The organism is Sphingosinicella sp. SM1-17, assembly GCF_056821765.1.
Map to the genome: position 1 here is coordinate 2112927 of NZ_JBPDIO010000001.1, position 14680 is coordinate 2127606.

Sequence of the window (14680 nt, forward strand, 5' to 3'; positions counted from 1 at the left end):
TTAACGTCGTCGAGCACCCGGTCTACGACGTCTGGCCGATGAGCTGCGCGATGACCCATCCGGGCGGCGAATCGGATCCGGCGAGCAACCGGTCGAGCGCTTCGAACTCGACCGGCGCCGCTCGCTCGGGTCCCAGAACGCCGGCTCCGGCTCCGGCTCCGGCTGCGCCGGAAACGGCGAGCGAGGCGCCTCCGCCGAGCGCCGAGGCCAATAACGACAGATAATCGTCCTGGCTGATCTCGACCGCTCCGAGGCTTTTGAGGTGCGGGGTCATGAACTGGCAATCGAGCAGCCTGAAGCCGCCGACGATCAGCCGCGCCACCAGCCAGGCCAGCGCTACCTTTGAAGCGTCGCTTCGGGACGAGAACATGCTCTCGCCGAAAAAGGCCGCCCCCAGCCGCACCCCATAGAGCCCGCCGACAAGTTCCGCCTCGGCACCCGAACGACCAAGTTCGTCCGCTGGGGTTTCCCACACTTCGATCGAATGGGCGTGTCCGGAGGTATGGAGAAGATTGTAGCTATGCTCGATCTCGTCGTTGATCCAGGTGTCTTCGCGATCGGCGCAGCGTCGAACAACTTCGGCGAAGGCTCTGTCGGCTGTGATCCGGAAGCGATCGGATCTGAGCGTCTTTCGGAGCGACCTTGAAAGATGAAATCGGTCAAGCGGAAGGATTGCCCGCCGCCGCGGTTCCACCCAGAAGATATCCTTGGCGTCACGGCTGTCGGACATCGGAAAGACGCCGATCGCATAGGCTCGAAGCAGCAGGTCCGGGTCGAGCACCTTCACGCTCTTCCCTATAGACCGGGGCGGCCTGTTGTTCCCAGCCGGATCAGAGGATTTCGCGCACCTTTTCCTGAGGTCGGCACAAACGCACCCCCTTCTCCGTCTCGACGATCGGCCGTTCGATCAGGATCGGATTCTCGACCATCGCGTCCAGTATCGCGTTGTCGCTGACGGCGCCGCTCACGAGATCGAGATCCTGCGCCAGCGCTTCCTTCGCGCGCAGGCCTTCGCGCGGAGTGATTCCGGCGCGATCGTAGAGCCGCATCAGTTCGGCCTTCGAGGGCGGATCCTTGAGATATTCGACGACGGTGACTTCGGCGCCGGCGTCCTGGAGAATCTCCAGCGTCTTGCGCGACGTTCCGCATCTTGGATTGTGATAGATCGTGGCCCTCATCGCTGCTTCCCTCGAGTTGCGGGGCCAATAGCATGTTCGTCGCCCGGGACGAGAGCCGGAGAAGAAGCGGCTCAGGCCGAGCGAGAGATTGCCGGACCGCGGTTCAGCCATGCCTGCACTTCCTCGGCCGGCATCGGACGCCCGAAATAGAAGCCTTGCCCTTCCGCGCAGCCCATCTGACGGAGGCGGTCGGCCGTTTCCCAATTCTCGATCCCCTCCGCGACGACGGGCAGATCCAGGCTTATCGCCAGACTGGTGATCGCCCGCACGATCTTCAGGGCCTCGGGATCGTCGACGAGCGAGCCGATGAAGGTGCGATCGATCTTGATCTTGTCGAAGGGCAGCATCCGCAGATGCTGGAGCGATGAATAGCCGGTCCCGAAATCGTCCAGAGCGACGGTGATTCCCTGGTTCTTCAGCGACTGGATCGTTCGCCGGGCATTGTCGGCGTCGACGATCAGCGCATTTTCGGTGATCTCCAGCGCCAGCCGGCGCGGCGGGAAATTCAGCCGGGCAAGCTCGGTCAGGATCTTCTCGCTGAGCCAGGGATCCTTCAGCTGGACCGGAGAGATGTTCACGGCGATGGACAGCGACGGATCCCAGGTGAGAGCCTCGACGCAGGCACAGGCGAGCAGCTTCAGCATGAGTTCGTTGATCAGCCCGCATTCCTCGGCAATCGGAATGAACTGATCCGGTCCGATGACCGAATCGCCCTCCCGCGACCAGCGGGCAAGCAGTTCGAAGCCGATCGTTCGTCCGCTCGTCAGGTCGACCAGCGGCTGGTAGGCCGGCCGGAAGGCGTCCGCGGCCAGTGCGCTTCTGAGCTGTCGCTCGATCGCCGATCGCCGCTTCAGCACGGCGTCCATCACCGGCTCGAACGCGCGTGACTGGCCGCGGCCTTGTTCCTTCGCCTGGTAAAGAGCGATGTCGGCTCGGCGCATCAGCGTTTCGCGGTCCGACGCATCTTCGGGGAAGAGGGCGATTCCGACGCTCGCCCCGATATGGTGGACCAGATCGGAGGATCGGAAGGGTTCGTTCATCCCCTGAACGATCCGACGCGCAATCCGGTGGGGAGCGGAGCGATCCTCGTCCGTGGTCTCGATGACGATGGCGAATTCGTCGCCTCCGAGCCTGAAGACCTGACCGCTGCGACCGACCAGCTCGACCAGCCTCTCGGCCACTTCGCGAAGCAGATTGTCGCCGGCCAGATGTCCATGAACATCGTTGACGGACTTGAACCGATCGAGGTCGACGATCAGCAGCCCGGCCGTGCAGCCGCATCCGTGAAGGCTGCTGAGAGCGTCGAGATACTCGCCCAGCGCCCGCCGGTTCTGCAGGCTGGTCAGGGGATCGTTATAGGCGAGGCGATGAGCGCGCTGTTCAGCGTCTCGCGCCCGTTCGCGTTCGACGACCATTTCGGACCGCGACGAAAGCACTTCCTCGAAGCTCGAATAGTTGGCCTTGAGGCTTCGCTCGCTGAGCAGGCCCACCAGAACGAGGCTGAGCCCCAGCCCGGCCAGCAGAGCGTGCCCGGATGCGAGCATCTGGACCGTCACCGGGGCTGTCGCAACGAGCATCACCAGCCGTGCCGTCGAGGGCAGGGGTTGGAGGCAGAAGGAACAGCTGATTGCGCCAATGAAGACAAGCAGCCCGACCAGGGAGCGTTGAACCAGGTCGGCCTGGTGGAAGAGCAGAAGGGCCCAGCCGCCGAATCCCAGGCCAAGAGCGATCGAGATGAATGCGGCTGCGCGGACATGACGGCGAACCTGGGCGATTCCCCGCACGCGCCCACGCCGCCGAAGCCAGATCATGGCGGTCGTCGCGGCGGCGAGCCCCATCGACATCGGGACGCCGAGGCTTGCGGCCAGCGGGATCGAGCCGAGCGTCGCCGCCACAAGGGCGGAGGCAGTCACCACCGCCAGCGCGATCGCCAGCGGGACCTGCCGTCGCAACGATCGGTACTGCTCTTGGAGCAGGGCGCGCCCGCGCTGCGTTGTCGGGTCGGGGATCGAGAAATAGCCGTTGTTCAAGCCGCTCCCCCTGGCCCCGCAAGGTGTTGCGCGCCGATAGATCCATAACGGCCGCGCAACGGTGAAGTTTAGGGTTGTGGAAGGGGCGTCGGTGGTGACTGGCAGACTCGGTCGAACGCTGTCCGTCGCCTGTGCGTGGCGGATTGCAGCGACTGCCAATCTGGTTTCGGCCTTGTCGCGACTCCGGATGACACGACGGCTTTCGTCCGTCCCCCGGACGGACCTAGCCGCTATCGCGGGTCAGCCACTCCTCCAGATGGCTGGAGTCGTGGCTTCAAGTCCGTCCCCCGGACGAACCTAGCCGCTATCGCGGCTCAGCCACTCCTCCAGATGGCTGGAGTCGTGGCTTCAGGTCCGTCCCCCGGACGAACCTAGCCGCTATCGCGGCTCAGCCACTCCTCCAGCCATTTGATCGTATAGTCGCCGTCCTGGAATTGGGGATCCTCCAGAAGCGCCTGGTGGAGCGGGATCGTCGTCTTGACGCCATCGATGACGAACTCTTCGAGCGCCCGGCGAAGGCGCCGCATCGCGCCCTGGCGAGTGGTGCCGTAGACGATCAGCTTGGCGATCATGCTGTCGTAATAAGGCGGAACTCGATAGCCCGAATAAAGGCCGCTATCGACCCGAACATTCATTCCGCCCGGGGCGTGGAAATGCTTCACGAGCCCTGGGGAAGGGGCAAATGTCTTCGGGTCCTCGGCATTGATCCGGCACTCGATGGCGTGGCCGCGGAACTGAACATCCTCCTGTCGCAGGGTCAGCGAATGGCCTTCGGCGATCCGAATCTGCTCGCGAACCAGGTCGAGGCCGGTGATCGCTTCCGTCACCGGATGCTCGACCTGAAGCCGAGTGTTCATCTCGATGAAATAGAATTCGCCATTCTCGTAAAGGAACTCGATCGTTCCGGCGCCGCGATAGCCCATGTCGGCCATCGCCCTGGCGACGAGACCACCCATCCGATCGCGTTCCTCCGGCGTGACGACCGGGGAGGGCGCCTCTTCCAGAACCTTCTGGTGCCGACGCTGCAGCGAACAGTCCCGTTCGCCCAGGTGAATGGCTTCGCCCTTGCCGTCGCCGAAGATCTGGAATTCGATGTGGCGCGGATTGCCGAGATATTTCTCGATATAGACGGTGTCGTCCCCGAACGCCGCCTTGGCCTCACTCCGCGCCTGACTGATCTGGCTCTCGAGCTCGGCTTCGTTGCGGACGATCTTCATGCCCCGGCCGCCACCGCCCGAGGCTGCCTTGACCAGCAGCGGGTAGCCGGTCTCGGCAGCGACCTGGCGCGCCTCCTCGGGTCCTTCCACCGGCCCGTCCGATCCCGGGACGAGCGGCAGTCCGAGGCTCGCGGCGGTGCGCTTCGCCTCGACCTTGTCGCCCATCACCCGAATATGTTCCGGCTTGGGCCCTATCCAGATGATCCCGTGGGATTCGACAATCTCGGCGAAGCGGGCATTTTCGGATAGAAAGCCATAGCCCGGATGGATGGCGTCGGCCTGGCTGATCTCCGCGGCCGAGATGATGGCGGGGATGTTGAGATAGGATTCGGTCGCCGGAGGCGGTCCGATGCAGACGGTCTCGTCGGCGAGCCTGACATGCATGGCATCGGCATCGGCCGTCGAATGCACGGCCACCGTTCGGATCCCCATTTCGTGACAGGCGCGGTGAATCCGGAGCGCGATTTCGCCGCGATTGGCGATCAGGACCTTCTGGATCGACATTATTCGATGATGACCAGCGGCTGATCGAACTCGACGGGCTCAGCATCCTGGACGAGCACCTGCTTGACCGTACCCGCCTTGGGCGCGGGAATCGGGTTCATCACTTTCATCGCCTCGATGATCAGCAACGTATCGCCGGCATTCACCTGACTGCCGACCGCAGCGAAGGGAGCGCTCCCGGGTTCTGGCGACAGATAGGCGGTTCCGACCATCGGCGATTTGACGGCGCCCGGATGGCTCGACGGGTCGGCGCTCGGCGCCGGCTCGGCAGCCGCCGAAGGGGCGGGAGCAGCCGGCGCGGCCAGCGCAACGGGCATCTGGGCCTGCGAAGCCTGAGCGGCCATTGCCTGCGCGAAGATCGCCTTGCTGGAATCCCGTTTGACGATGATCTTGCGATCGCCGTCCTCGACTTCGATCTCGCTCAGATCCTTCTCGGTCAGAAGGTCGGCAAGCGACCGGATCAGGTCCGTGTCGATGCGCATGGCGTCGCCGCCACCCTTGTTATCGCTCATCCGCAACCCCTTTTCCCTGTTGGGCCGCCCCCTGTCAGAGACGAGCCGCCGCGTCCAGAGCCAGCTCATAGCCGAGCGCTCCGAAACCCGTGATTGTTCCCCTGGCGGCGGCGGCGATCATGGAGCGGTGCCGGAAGCCTTCGCGCGCCAGCGGGTTGGAAAGGTGCACCTCGATGACCGGCAGTTCGATCGCCCGTACCGCATCGTGAAGCGCGACCGAGGTGTGAGTGAAGCCGCCGGCATTGAGGATCACGGCCTTGGCGCCCTTCAGTCGAGCCTCGTGAAGCCAGTCGATCAGATGGCCTTCATGGTTGGACTGCCGAATGTCGAGCTGGACTCCAAGGTCCCGCGCCCGTCTCTCGAGCCGGTCGGCAATGTCGTCGAGCGTGTCCGAACCGTAGATTTCGGGCTCGCGCAGTCCGAGCAGGTTGAGGTTGGGACCGTTGAGGACGTAGATGGTCGCTGGCGCCGCCATGGCGCGCTCCTATATGACGCGCATCCCTTCCGCGCAAAGGCTCTCATATGGTTCAGGACGGCACCGTTTCGATCAGGGTCAATGGCGAGCACCGCCGCGTTCGTGATGGAATGACCATTGCCGACCTGGCGCTGGATCTCGGTCTCGAGCCCGCCAAGGTGGCGGTCGAGCGGAACCTGGAGATCGTTCCGCGCTCGACGCTGGGCCAGGTCAGGGTCGAGGATGGCGACGAATATGAGATTGTGACTTTCGTGGGCGGGGGCTGAGAAGCAGAGAGATGTTGATGGATAATGGCGTAAATCGACAGCAACGGCCGGGAGGGAACGATTCTTTCGCCGACTCGTGGACCGTGGCAGGTCGGACCTTCACTTCACGGCTGATCGTCGGCACCGGAAAGTACCGGAATTTCGAGCAGAACGCCGCCGCGGTCGAGGCTTCGGGCGCCGAAATCGTCACGGTCGCGGTCAGACGGGTGAACATCTCCGATCCCGGCCAGCCGCTGCTCACCGATCATATCGACCCGAAGAAATACACCTATCTGCCCAATACGGCGGGCTGTTTCACGGCCGAGGAGGCGATCCGGACTCTCCGGCTGGCGCGGGAGGCGGGTGGCTGGGATTTGGTCAAGCTTGAGGTGCTCGGCGAGGCGAAGACGCTCTATCCGGACATGCGCGAAACGCTTCGGGCCACCGAGACGCTGGTGAAGGAGGGCTTCCTTCCGATGGTCTACTGCGTGGACGATCCGATCGCCGCTCGTCAGCTCGAGGAAGCGGGGGCGGTGGCGATCATGCCGCTCGGAGCACCGATCGGCTCCGGGCTGGGAATCCAGAACCGAGTCACCATCCGGCTGATCGTCGAAGGCGCGAAGGTGCCGGTGCTGGTCGATGCCGGCGTCGGCACGGCTTCCGATGCCAGCGTCGCGATGGAGCTGGGCTGCGACGGCGTTCTGATGAACACGGCCATCGCGGAGGCCAAGGATCCGATCATGATGGCTCGGGCGATGAAGCTGGCGGTTGAGAGCGGCCGGCTTGCTTATCTTGCCGGGCGGATGGGCCAGCGCCGCTACGCCGATCCGTCCAGCCCGCTTGCCGGGCTCATCTAGCCGCAAGCCGGGCGTTGCCCATGTCGAGTGGAGGGGCAAGCTCCAGCCCCTCGTCGGCAAGAATGTCGAGCATGGCGAGGACGAGCTCTTCCTGGATCTCCAGGAATTCGTCGATGTCAGTGACGAGGACGTAGCCGAAAATCTCGATCGGGAGGCGATCCTCTACCGGTGCGAGCAGGCGAACGCGCGCCGTTCGGTCCAACAGCCTGTCGTCGCCCGCGAAGAGTTGCCGAAGCCGCTCCAGTGAGCGCCGGAGACGCTCAGGCTCGGTGGCACCCGCCACGTGAAGCTTGGGACTGAACAGGAATCGGTCGCGCACCGTCAGATTCTCGATGTCGCTATTGGCGAGGCTGCTGTTCGGGATCGTCAGCAGCGTCCTGTCGAGCGTTCGCACCCGGCTCGATCGCATCCCGACATCTTCGACCGTGCCGATCCGGTCGCCGAATCGGCAAACGTCGCCAACCCGGAAGGGACGATCAGAGACGATTGAAACGCTGGCGATCAGATTTTCGACGGTTTTCTGAGCGCCCAGCGCCAGCGCGATGCCGCCAATCCCGAGCGCTGCGATCGCCGCGGTCACCTCGAACCCGAAGACATCGAAGATCGAGACGAGCGTGATCGCGACGATGATGAACTTGGCGCCGCGTGCGCTCATCCTGATGATCGCCGTGGCGCTGGCCCGCCCGCGGCGGGCGAGTCCCGCCAGGGCTCCGTCGGCAACGACGTCGACGAGTCGCCACAGGAGCCAGCCGAAGGCGAGCCAGCCGACGATCAGGGTCAGCCAACTCAGCGCTTCCCTGGCGACGATCGAGATTCCGAGCAAAGGTGCCGTCCAGCTCGCCACCGCCACCGCAGCGAACAGGATGATCGGAAGGGCGGTCGCTCGGATGAAGCCCCGCAAGCCGCCGAACCGGGTGCCCAGCAGGTTGAGGGACAGTAGTGCGAGCCAGAGCAGGGCCGTGCTTGCAATCAGGGCGAGCAGGATGACGGCAGCGATCGTCAGCCAGTGAGACAAGGGGGCGCCAGCCACTTCCTGGTCCGACATGGACTCAGGAAGCCACTCTTCCGCAGCCGTCACGTCACCCGGCACTTCGGTGTTCAGCGCTTCGTCCAGGGTGTCGTTCGAGAAGAGCCAGATCGGCGGGCCGGTAGGCTGTTCGACCCGGCGAAGCAGAATCGGAATCGGCTCGGCGGTGCGGCCGATCGTTCCGACTCGCTCCTGGTCCGGTTCAAGCGCATCATTGAGCTCGCCGGCAATGTCCCGGCTGAGCTCGTTGCGCGGTCGCAGATTTCCCTCGCGGTCCAGGAGTGCCTGGAACTGGGCCGCAAGCTCGGGCCCCACCCGGGCCCGGCGAGACGGACGGGTGTCCGACAGATCGAGATAGCGCGCGGCGCGCTCATAATCGCGCGCAGCGATCGCGTCGATGAATCCACCCACCGTTCCCGCTGGGGTGGTCCGCCCAAAGGGATCCTGAACGATCTCTGCCGGCGCGGCGGCATTGTTCGGCTCCGGAAGCTGACCGCTCGCCGGCGCCGCGATCAGGACCAGGAGCAGCAAGAGCCATGCCGGTGGCGCGCGTCTGATCGCGTAGGTCCTCATGGTCGTTGACGGGTCGAAGGGACGGTCCAGGGCACGCCCTGTTCATTTACGAAACGGGGCGAGCTTCGTTCCAAACGTGCTCGGGACCGATGGCTGTTCAGGCGCCGAACGGGCCTTGCGCCTGGGCCAGCCACACCGTCGCACCGCCGCACTCGGGATCGCTCGCCCGATACTCCAGCACGGCGAACCCGCTCGACTCGAGCAGCGCCCGATACTCCTCGGGATCGAGACTCGCGTGGTATAGGGGCTCGCCTTGCCATTCGCCGATGCGGATCCCCGCCTCGTCGCCGCTGGTGAACATGAGGATCGCCCCGGGGAGCGCATGGGCCGCAAAGCGGCCGAACATCGGCCGCTGGTCCTCGGGTGGCAGATGGAACAAGCTGTGCCAGGCGATGATCGCGTGGAACCGTCGCTCCAGGGAAAGCGAACGCATGTCCGCAACCCGCCAGTCCGCCTCCGGAAGTTGCTCCTTGCAGATCCCGATCAGCGAGGAGGAGGAATCGACGCCGGTGACGGCGAAGCCGCGTTCGATCAGGGCACGGGCGATCGGTTCGCCGCTGCCGCAGCCGACATCGAGGATCGCGCCGCCGGAAGGCAGGCGCTCGACGAGCCGATCGAGCCAGGCGCGTTCCAGCGCTCCACTGCCTCGGCGAAGCGACGCCCACAACCGGGCATTCTCTTCGTAGAGGCCGATGATCCGTTCGTTGGAACGCGCCGCCATTGCGCTGGTTTAAGGACGGGGTCGGAGGCAGGGAATGGCCGATTTCACTCGCGAACGCGAAATCATGGTCGATCGCCAGATCGAAGGGCGCGGGATCGGCAACCCCCGACTGCTTGCCGCTATGCGCGAAGTTCCGCGCGAACAGTTCGTCGCTCCCGAGTTTGTCGGCGCGGCCTATGAGGACACGCCGCTGCCGATCGAGGCCGATCAGACCATTTCCCAGCCCTATATCGTCGCCTTGATGGTCGACGCCGCCGAAGTTGCGCCGGGTGACCGAGTGCTCGAGATCGGCGCCGGATCCGGCTATGCTGCCGCCGTCATGGGCCGGATCGCCGAGCGGGTGATCGGCATCGAACGGCACAAGGAACTGGCCGATCTTGCCCAGACGCGGGTTCGGCGACTCGGCTACGACAACGTCACCATCCTTCACCGCGACGGCACCCACGGCTGCCCCGAAGAGGCGCCCTTCGATGCGATCCTTGCCGCCGCCAGCGGCAGTCACGTCCCGGAGGCCCTGCTTCGCCAGCTTTCGATCGGCGGAACCCTGGTCATGCCGATCGGCGAGCCGCAGTCGGTGCAGAATCTGGTCAAGGTCACCCGCACCGCCGAGGACGGATTCGAACAGGAGGATCTCGGCCCGGTCCGCTTCGTCCCGCTGATCGGGGAGCATGGCTGGGCGGGAGGGGAGGAGCCGGGCACTCCGCCGAAAGCGCGCTCAGTCGAAGAGCGGATCAACCGAGCCGCCGAAATCCTTCCCGACATGGACGATCCTGCCTTCGGCGCCCTCTTCGATCGGTTCGGCGACGCGCGCGTGGTGCTTCTCGGCGAGGCGAGCCATGGCACCAGCGAATTCTACCGAGCCAGGGCCGCGATCACTCGGCGACTGATCGAGCGGCACGACTTCAACATCGTCGCGGTCGAGGCCGATTGGCCCGACGCCGCCAGTATCGACCGTTTCGTGCGCCACCGGCCGAAGCGGGAAGGGGAAGGCGCATCCGCCGACGATCCGCCCTTTCACCGCTTCCCGACCTGGATGTGGCGCAACACCGATGTCGATGCTTTCATCCGCTGGCTTCGTCGCCACAATGAGGGGCGGGAGCTCGAGCGGATGGCCGGCTTCTACGGGCTCGACCTCTACAATCTCGGCGGGTCGATGCGGGCGGTGATCGACTATCTGGACGATGTCGATCCTGAGGCCGCCAAGCTGGCGCGCGAGCGCTATGGCTGCCTTGCGCCCTTCAGCCGCGATCCCGCCCGTTATGGCCGTCTCGCTTACTCCGAAGGCTATGCCCGCTGCGAAGCGCCGGTGCTCCAGATGCTTCGCGAGCTTCAGCAGAAGCGACTGCAATATGCGGCCGAGGATGGCGAGGAGTGGCTCGACGCTGCCGCCAATGCGCGCCTCGTGAAGAATGCCGAGGCCTATTACCGGGCCATGTACCAGGGCGCGGCCGAAAGCTGGAACCTGCGCGATACGCACATGTTCGAAACGCTCAGCCAGCTGCTGGAGGCCAAGGGGCCGCTGTCAAAGGCCGTTGTCTGGGCGCATAACAGTCATATCGGCAATGCCGCTCATACCGAAATGGGGCAGGTTCGCGAGGAGTTGAATGTCGGCCAGCTCGTCAAGGAAAAGTTCGGCGAAGAGGCGCGGCTGATCGGCTTCGGAACGCATGGTGGCACCGTCGCCGCCGCGACGGACTGGGACGAGCCCATGGAGGTCAAGACGGTGCGACCGTCGCTCCCCGGCAGCTATGAGCGCCTGTCCCACGACTGCGGCGTTCCGCGCTTCCTCCTCGACCTGCGCGAAGGCGAACTCGACCCGGACCTTCGCGAGCAACTGATGGAGCCTCGGCTGGAACGGTTCATCGGCGTCATCTATCGGCCGGAGACGGAGCGCTGGAGCCACTATGCCCAGGCGATCCTGCCGAGGCAGTTCGACGCCTGGGTCTGGTTCGACGAAACCGAAGCCGTGACTCCGCTCGGGCCGGAGCCCGAGGGCGGAGAAGACGAGACCTATCCGTTCGGACTCTAGCCCGCGACGAGCGAGCGCTGCTCTTCCCGTCCCATCGACAACAGGATCGGGTCGGAGGCCTGCAGGTCCTGGAAGTCGCGCTTCGAGCCGAGGCCGCGCCAGCGGATGGCGATCAGCGCCTGGGCGATGGCGCCGCCGAGCGTGTCGCCGGGGCCGAGCAGGATGATCCGGTCGGGCGCATATTCCTTCACCGCCACCTGAACAGCGCGGGTGAAATCGTAGGTCTCCAGGATCTGGGTCGCGAACGTGTAGTGGCGCAGCGCCTGCGGACGGCTTGCGAATGGCCGCCAGATATGGCCGCGTCCGTCCACCATCGGAAGGTCGGGACCGTCGAACCATTGCTCGGGAAGTGCGAAGGCCCGCTCGGACGAGCCCTGCATCAGCGGCGTGTGGAAAGGACCGTGGTTGACCAGCCGGAGCGGCTCGCGAACCGGAGAGGGCGGCGCCTCGGCCACCAGCGCATCCAGGCCGGCCTCGTTGCCGGCGAAGACGATCATCCCGCCAAGCTCGATCGAGACGAACAGAGCGCAGCCGTCGCGATCGTTGATCGCCTCGGCAAGCGCGAGCACCTGCTCGCGCAGCCCCGGCACTTCGCGCCAGTCCTCGTCGACAAGCGTCAGAAGCACCTGGCCGCCCGGATCGCCGGCCTGGCTGTTCTCGCCCATCGCGTCGACGATCCGGAAGCCGTGCTCGGCGCTGACCGCTCCAGCGCAAGCCAGCGTGGTATACCAGCCCATCGAATTGCCGGTGACGGCTGCGATGTCGAAGCGCGAGCGGTCGATCGCCAGGAAATCCGCGTAGGAAGCGGTGAAGATGAGTGGCGAGGCGATGTCGCCGCGCGTGTGCAGGGCGACGCTGTAGCGCTCGGCTCCGTCAAGCTCGGAAAGGGTAGGCTGGCCGCGATCGGCACGGATCCGGTCGGCCATGGCGATCAGCCCGCCTTTGTCGCCGTGGAGGCGCTTCAGATAGCCGAGCTCGGCCTTGCCGTAGGTTCCGCGCCCGGGGCAGACGACCAGGGCCGATTGCCGTTCAGCCACGGACCGTCTCCAGCGCTGCAGCGATGATCGAATCGCGACTTGGCAGCGGAAGCGTTGCCGCCCGGGCCAGCGGAATGAACGTGTCCTCCGCCGAGATCCGCCGCCAACGTTTTTCCGGCGCCCGCTCAGCCAGAAGCGCCATCAGAGCTTCGCTTTGCGAGCCCGTCCGGCGACATTCGTCGACGACGAGCACTCGCTTGCAGGGAGCGACGGCATCGAGCAGGCCCTCCTCGTTCAGCGGCGCCAGCCAGCGAAGATCGATCACCCGAAGGTTCAGGCCGTGTTTCTCCCTGAGGATCTTCTCGGCCTGGCGCGACAGATAATAGCCGTTGCCATAGCTGACGATGGCGAGGTCGGTGCCGTCGCCATGAATGCCGAGTTCGCCAAGGCGGATCGGCTTCGCCTCGCCCGGCGCGGCATAGGTGGCGGTCCACAGTCCGTCGCCTTCCTCATGAAGGTCGCGGGTCATGTAGAGCGCGATCGGTTCGACGAACACGACGACTCGCTGCTCCTCCAGCGCGAGTCGGACGCATTCGCGAAGCATCTCGACGGCGTCCGCGCCGTTGCTCGGGACGGCGAGGATCAGGCCTGGAATGTCGCGGAAGACGGCAAGGCTGTTGTCGTTGTGGAAATGACCGCCAAAGCCTTTCTGGTACCCCAGGCCGGCGATCCGGATCACCATCGGGTTGGTGTACTGGCCGCTCGAGAAGAAGCTCAGGGTGGCGGCCTCGCCCCGGATCTGGTCCTCGGCGTTGTGGACATAGGCCAGGAACTGGATCTCGGTGATGGCGAGCAGATCGTTGTGGGCCGCGCCGATGCCGAGGCCGAGGATGCTCTGCTCGTCGAGCAGGGTGTTGATCACCCTGGCCGATCCGAAGCGCTCGTGCAGCTTGGCGGTGACGTTGTAGACGCCTCCCTTGGGTCCGACGTCTTCGCCGGCGACGATGATGTTCCGGTGCGCAAGCATCAGGTCGGCCAGCGCCCAGGAGAGGAGACGAGCCATGTGCTGCGGCTTGTCCATCATCCCGAGATCGCGGGCGAACAGCGCCCGGCGTTCCTCGGGTGCCGGCGTGTTGGCCACCATGCGCTCGCGTTTGGGCGGAACGATGCTCGCCATGACGTCGGCGCACCTGATCAGCTTTGGCCGACTGATCGCTTCCTCGGCAATTCGCTCGAGCGTCGCCTCGGTCTCGTTGTAGATGTCGACTATCTGCCGCTCGGTGAGGATGTCCTGCTCGATCAGTAGCGCGGCGCTGTGGAGCAGCGGATCGCGTTCTTCGTCCGACTCGATTCGCGCCTTGGGCAGGTAGGTCGACTGAACGTCGGACCCGGCATGGCCGTAGAGGCGCACGCAATCCATGTGGAGGAAGACCGGCTGGCGCTTGGTCCGGGCGTGGCGCGCCGCCTCGCACGCACCGCGATAGGCGTCGGCCATGTCGAGGCCGCTGCAGTGAATGTAACGAAGCGCCGGCCGATCACGGAAGGAGGCCTGGATCCAGCCCGGCGGAGTCGTGGTGGAAATGCCGATGCCATTGTCCTCGCACAGGAAGACGAGCGGCATCGGCGTGCCCTGATAGGCGGCCCATTGCGCACAATTGATCGCGCCTTGGGCCGTCGAATGATTGGCGGAAGCGTCGCCGAAGCTGCACAGGACGATGGAGTCCGAAGCAAGGGGCGTTTCGCGAAGCTTCAGGGTGCGGGCGAGGCCGATGCTGAAGGCGGCACCGACCGCCTTGGGCAGGTGCGAGGCGATCGTGCTGGTCTGCGGCGGAATGTTGAGCGGCTTGGAGCCGATCACCTTGTGGCGTCCGCCCGAGATCGGATCCTCGGCCGCGGCGGCGAAGGAGAGCAGCATGTCCCAGCAGGGCGTCTGACCCGGAAGCTTCTTCGATCGGTGGATCTGGAAGGCATTCGAACGGTAGTGAAGGAAGGCCATGTCGTCGAGGCGGAAGGCCTCGGCCACGGTGGCGTTGTTCTCATGGCCGGAACTGCCGATCGTGTAGAAGCCTTCGCCGCGCGCCTGGAGCTTTCGCGACAGCCGGTCCATCTGCCGGCTGGTGCACTGGCTGTAGAACAGCTCGACCATCGTCTCGCGAGCCAGCCCCACTTCGGCCGGATCGGTCGTGCTCGATCGCCGCGGGAGCCTGCCGCCCGCGACCTTCGTCAGGAATTTCTCGTGAACTGCCTCGGCTGCGTCCATGATGGCCCGCCTAGCGGCGTTCGTGAAGCGAGGAAAGCCGGACGCTATTGACACTCGTGTAGGCTTGACGCGAAG

At 65.2% G+C, this 14680-nt stretch carries 12 protein-coding genes and 1 pseudogene; 3 read left to right on the forward strand and 10 right to left on the reverse strand.

The genetic code is table 11. The annotated features are described in order from the left end of the window. Positions 1-22 precede the first annotated feature (22 nt). The 6 genes from aat to aroQ form a co-directional block, all read right to left on the reverse strand. On the reverse strand, positions 23-787 hold the full coding sequence (aat, locus tag ACRYLT_RS10595) for a leucyl/phenylalanyl-tRNA--protein transferase (RefSeq protein ID WP_482664062.1): 765 nt from the start codon (positions 785-787) through the stop codon (positions 23-25). A 43-nt stretch (positions 788-830) separates the two neighbouring features. Then, entirely contained in the window at positions 831-1178 is a 348-nt protein-coding gene (arsC, locus tag ACRYLT_RS10600; RefSeq protein WP_482664063.1) for an arsenate reductase (glutaredoxin), read from the reverse strand. 71 nt (positions 1179-1249) lie between these two features. Beyond that, a complete protein-coding gene (locus tag ACRYLT_RS10605; protein ID WP_482664064.1) occupies positions 1250-3208 on the reverse strand; it encodes a putative bifunctional diguanylate cyclase/phosphodiesterase in 1959 nt (652 codons plus the stop codon). Between the two features lie 371 nt (positions 3209-3579). Further along, the gene (gene accC, locus ACRYLT_RS10610) at positions 3580-4929 is read right to left on the reverse strand and encodes an acetyl-CoA carboxylase biotin carboxylase subunit (RefSeq protein ID WP_482664065.1); all 1350 of its coding nucleotides are present in this window, start codon (positions 4927-4929) and stop codon (positions 3580-3582) included. Continuing rightward, complete coding sequence (gene accB / locus ACRYLT_RS10615; RefSeq protein ID WP_482664066.1) at positions 4929-5441, reverse strand: acetyl-CoA carboxylase biotin carboxyl carrier protein; 513 nt, start codon at positions 5439-5441, stop codon at positions 4929-4931. Before accB ends, accC begins: the two co-directional genes overlap by 1 nt. Before the next feature lie 34 nt (positions 5442-5475). Continuing rightward, on the reverse strand, positions 5476-5916 hold the full coding sequence (gene aroQ, locus ACRYLT_RS10620) for a type II 3-dehydroquinate dehydratase (RefSeq protein WP_482664067.1): 441 nt from the start codon (positions 5914-5916) through the stop codon (positions 5476-5478). 47 nt (positions 5917-5963) lie between these two features. Between aroQ and thiS the strand changes: the two are divergent. Together thiS and ACRYLT_RS10630 are read left to right on the forward strand one after the other, a co-directional pair. After that, positions 5964-6182: pseudogene (thiS, locus tag ACRYLT_RS10625) on the forward strand (sulfur carrier protein ThiS); the annotation flags it as partial. A 17-nt stretch (positions 6183-6199) separates the two neighbouring features. After that, a complete protein-coding gene (locus tag ACRYLT_RS10630) occupies positions 6200-7018 on the forward strand; it encodes a bifunctional sulfur carrier protein/thiazole synthase protein (RefSeq protein WP_482665433.1) in 819 nt (272 codons plus the stop codon). Here the strand turns inward: ACRYLT_RS10630 and ACRYLT_RS10635 are convergent. Together ACRYLT_RS10635 and ACRYLT_RS10640 are read right to left on the reverse strand one after the other, a co-directional pair. After that, a complete protein-coding gene (locus tag ACRYLT_RS10635) occupies positions 7011-8576 on the reverse strand; it encodes a mechanosensitive ion channel family protein (protein ID WP_482664068.1) in 1566 nt (521 codons plus the stop codon). The two genes, ACRYLT_RS10630 and ACRYLT_RS10635, sit on opposite strands and share 8 nt — an antisense overlap. Before the next feature lie 139 nt (positions 8577-8715). After that, positions 8716-9339: a class I SAM-dependent methyltransferase gene (locus tag ACRYLT_RS10640; RefSeq protein WP_482664069.1), complete on the reverse strand. Its 624-nt coding sequence runs from the start codon at positions 9337-9339 to the stop codon at positions 8716-8718. 34 nt (positions 9340-9373) lie between these two features. Between ACRYLT_RS10640 and ACRYLT_RS10645 the strand changes: the two genes are divergently transcribed. Beyond that, positions 9374-11368: a protein-L-isoaspartate(D-aspartate) O-methyltransferase gene (locus ACRYLT_RS10645; protein ID WP_482664070.1), complete on the forward strand. Its 1995-nt coding sequence runs from the start codon at positions 9374-9376 to the stop codon at positions 11366-11368. On the opposite strand, the gene ACRYLT_RS10650 is transcribed toward ACRYLT_RS10645, so the two are convergent. After that, positions 11365-12405, reverse strand: coding sequence for an ACP S-malonyltransferase (locus ACRYLT_RS10650; RefSeq protein ID WP_482664071.1), 1041 nt, complete (start codon positions 12403-12405; stop codon positions 11365-11367). The two genes, ACRYLT_RS10645 and ACRYLT_RS10650, sit on opposite strands and share 4 nt — an antisense overlap. Then, on the reverse strand, positions 12398-14605 hold the full coding sequence (locus ACRYLT_RS10655; protein ID WP_482664072.1) for a dehydrogenase E1 component subunit alpha/beta: 2208 nt from the start codon (positions 14603-14605) through the stop codon (positions 12398-12400). Before ACRYLT_RS10655 ends, ACRYLT_RS10650 begins: the two co-directional genes overlap by 8 nt. Positions 14606-14680 lie beyond the last annotated feature (75 nt).

Excerpts from the sequence above, each read along its gene's own strand:
- arsC (WP_482664063.1), bottom strand. The coding sequence starts at position 1,178 with ATGAGGGCCACGATCTATCACAATCCAAGATGCGGAACGTCGCGCAAG.
- accC (WP_482664065.1), bottom strand. The coding sequence starts at position 4,929 with ATGTCGATCCAGAAGGTCCTGATCGCCAATCGCGGCGAAATCGCGCTC.
- accB (WP_482664066.1), bottom strand. The coding sequence starts at position 5,441 with ATGAGCGATAACAAGGGTGGCGGCGACGCCATGCGCATCGACACGGAC.
- aroQ (WP_482664067.1), bottom strand. The coding sequence starts at position 5,916 with ATGGCGGCGCCAGCGACCATCTACGTCCTCAACGGTCCCAACCTCAAC.
- ACRYLT_RS10630 (WP_482665433.1), top strand. The coding sequence starts at position 6,200 with ATGGATAATGGCGTAAATCGACAGCAACGGCCGGGAGGGAACGATTCT.
- ACRYLT_RS10640 (WP_482664069.1), bottom strand. The coding sequence starts at position 9,339 with ATGGCGGCGCGTTCCAACGAACGGATCATCGGCCTCTACGAAGAGAAT.
- ACRYLT_RS10645 (WP_482664070.1), top strand. The coding sequence starts at position 9,374 with ATGGCCGATTTCACTCGCGAACGCGAAATCATGGTCGATCGCCAGATC.
- ACRYLT_RS10655 (WP_482664072.1), bottom strand. The coding sequence starts at position 14,605 with ATGGACGCAGCCGAGGCAGTTCACGAGAAATTCCTGACGAAGGTCGCG.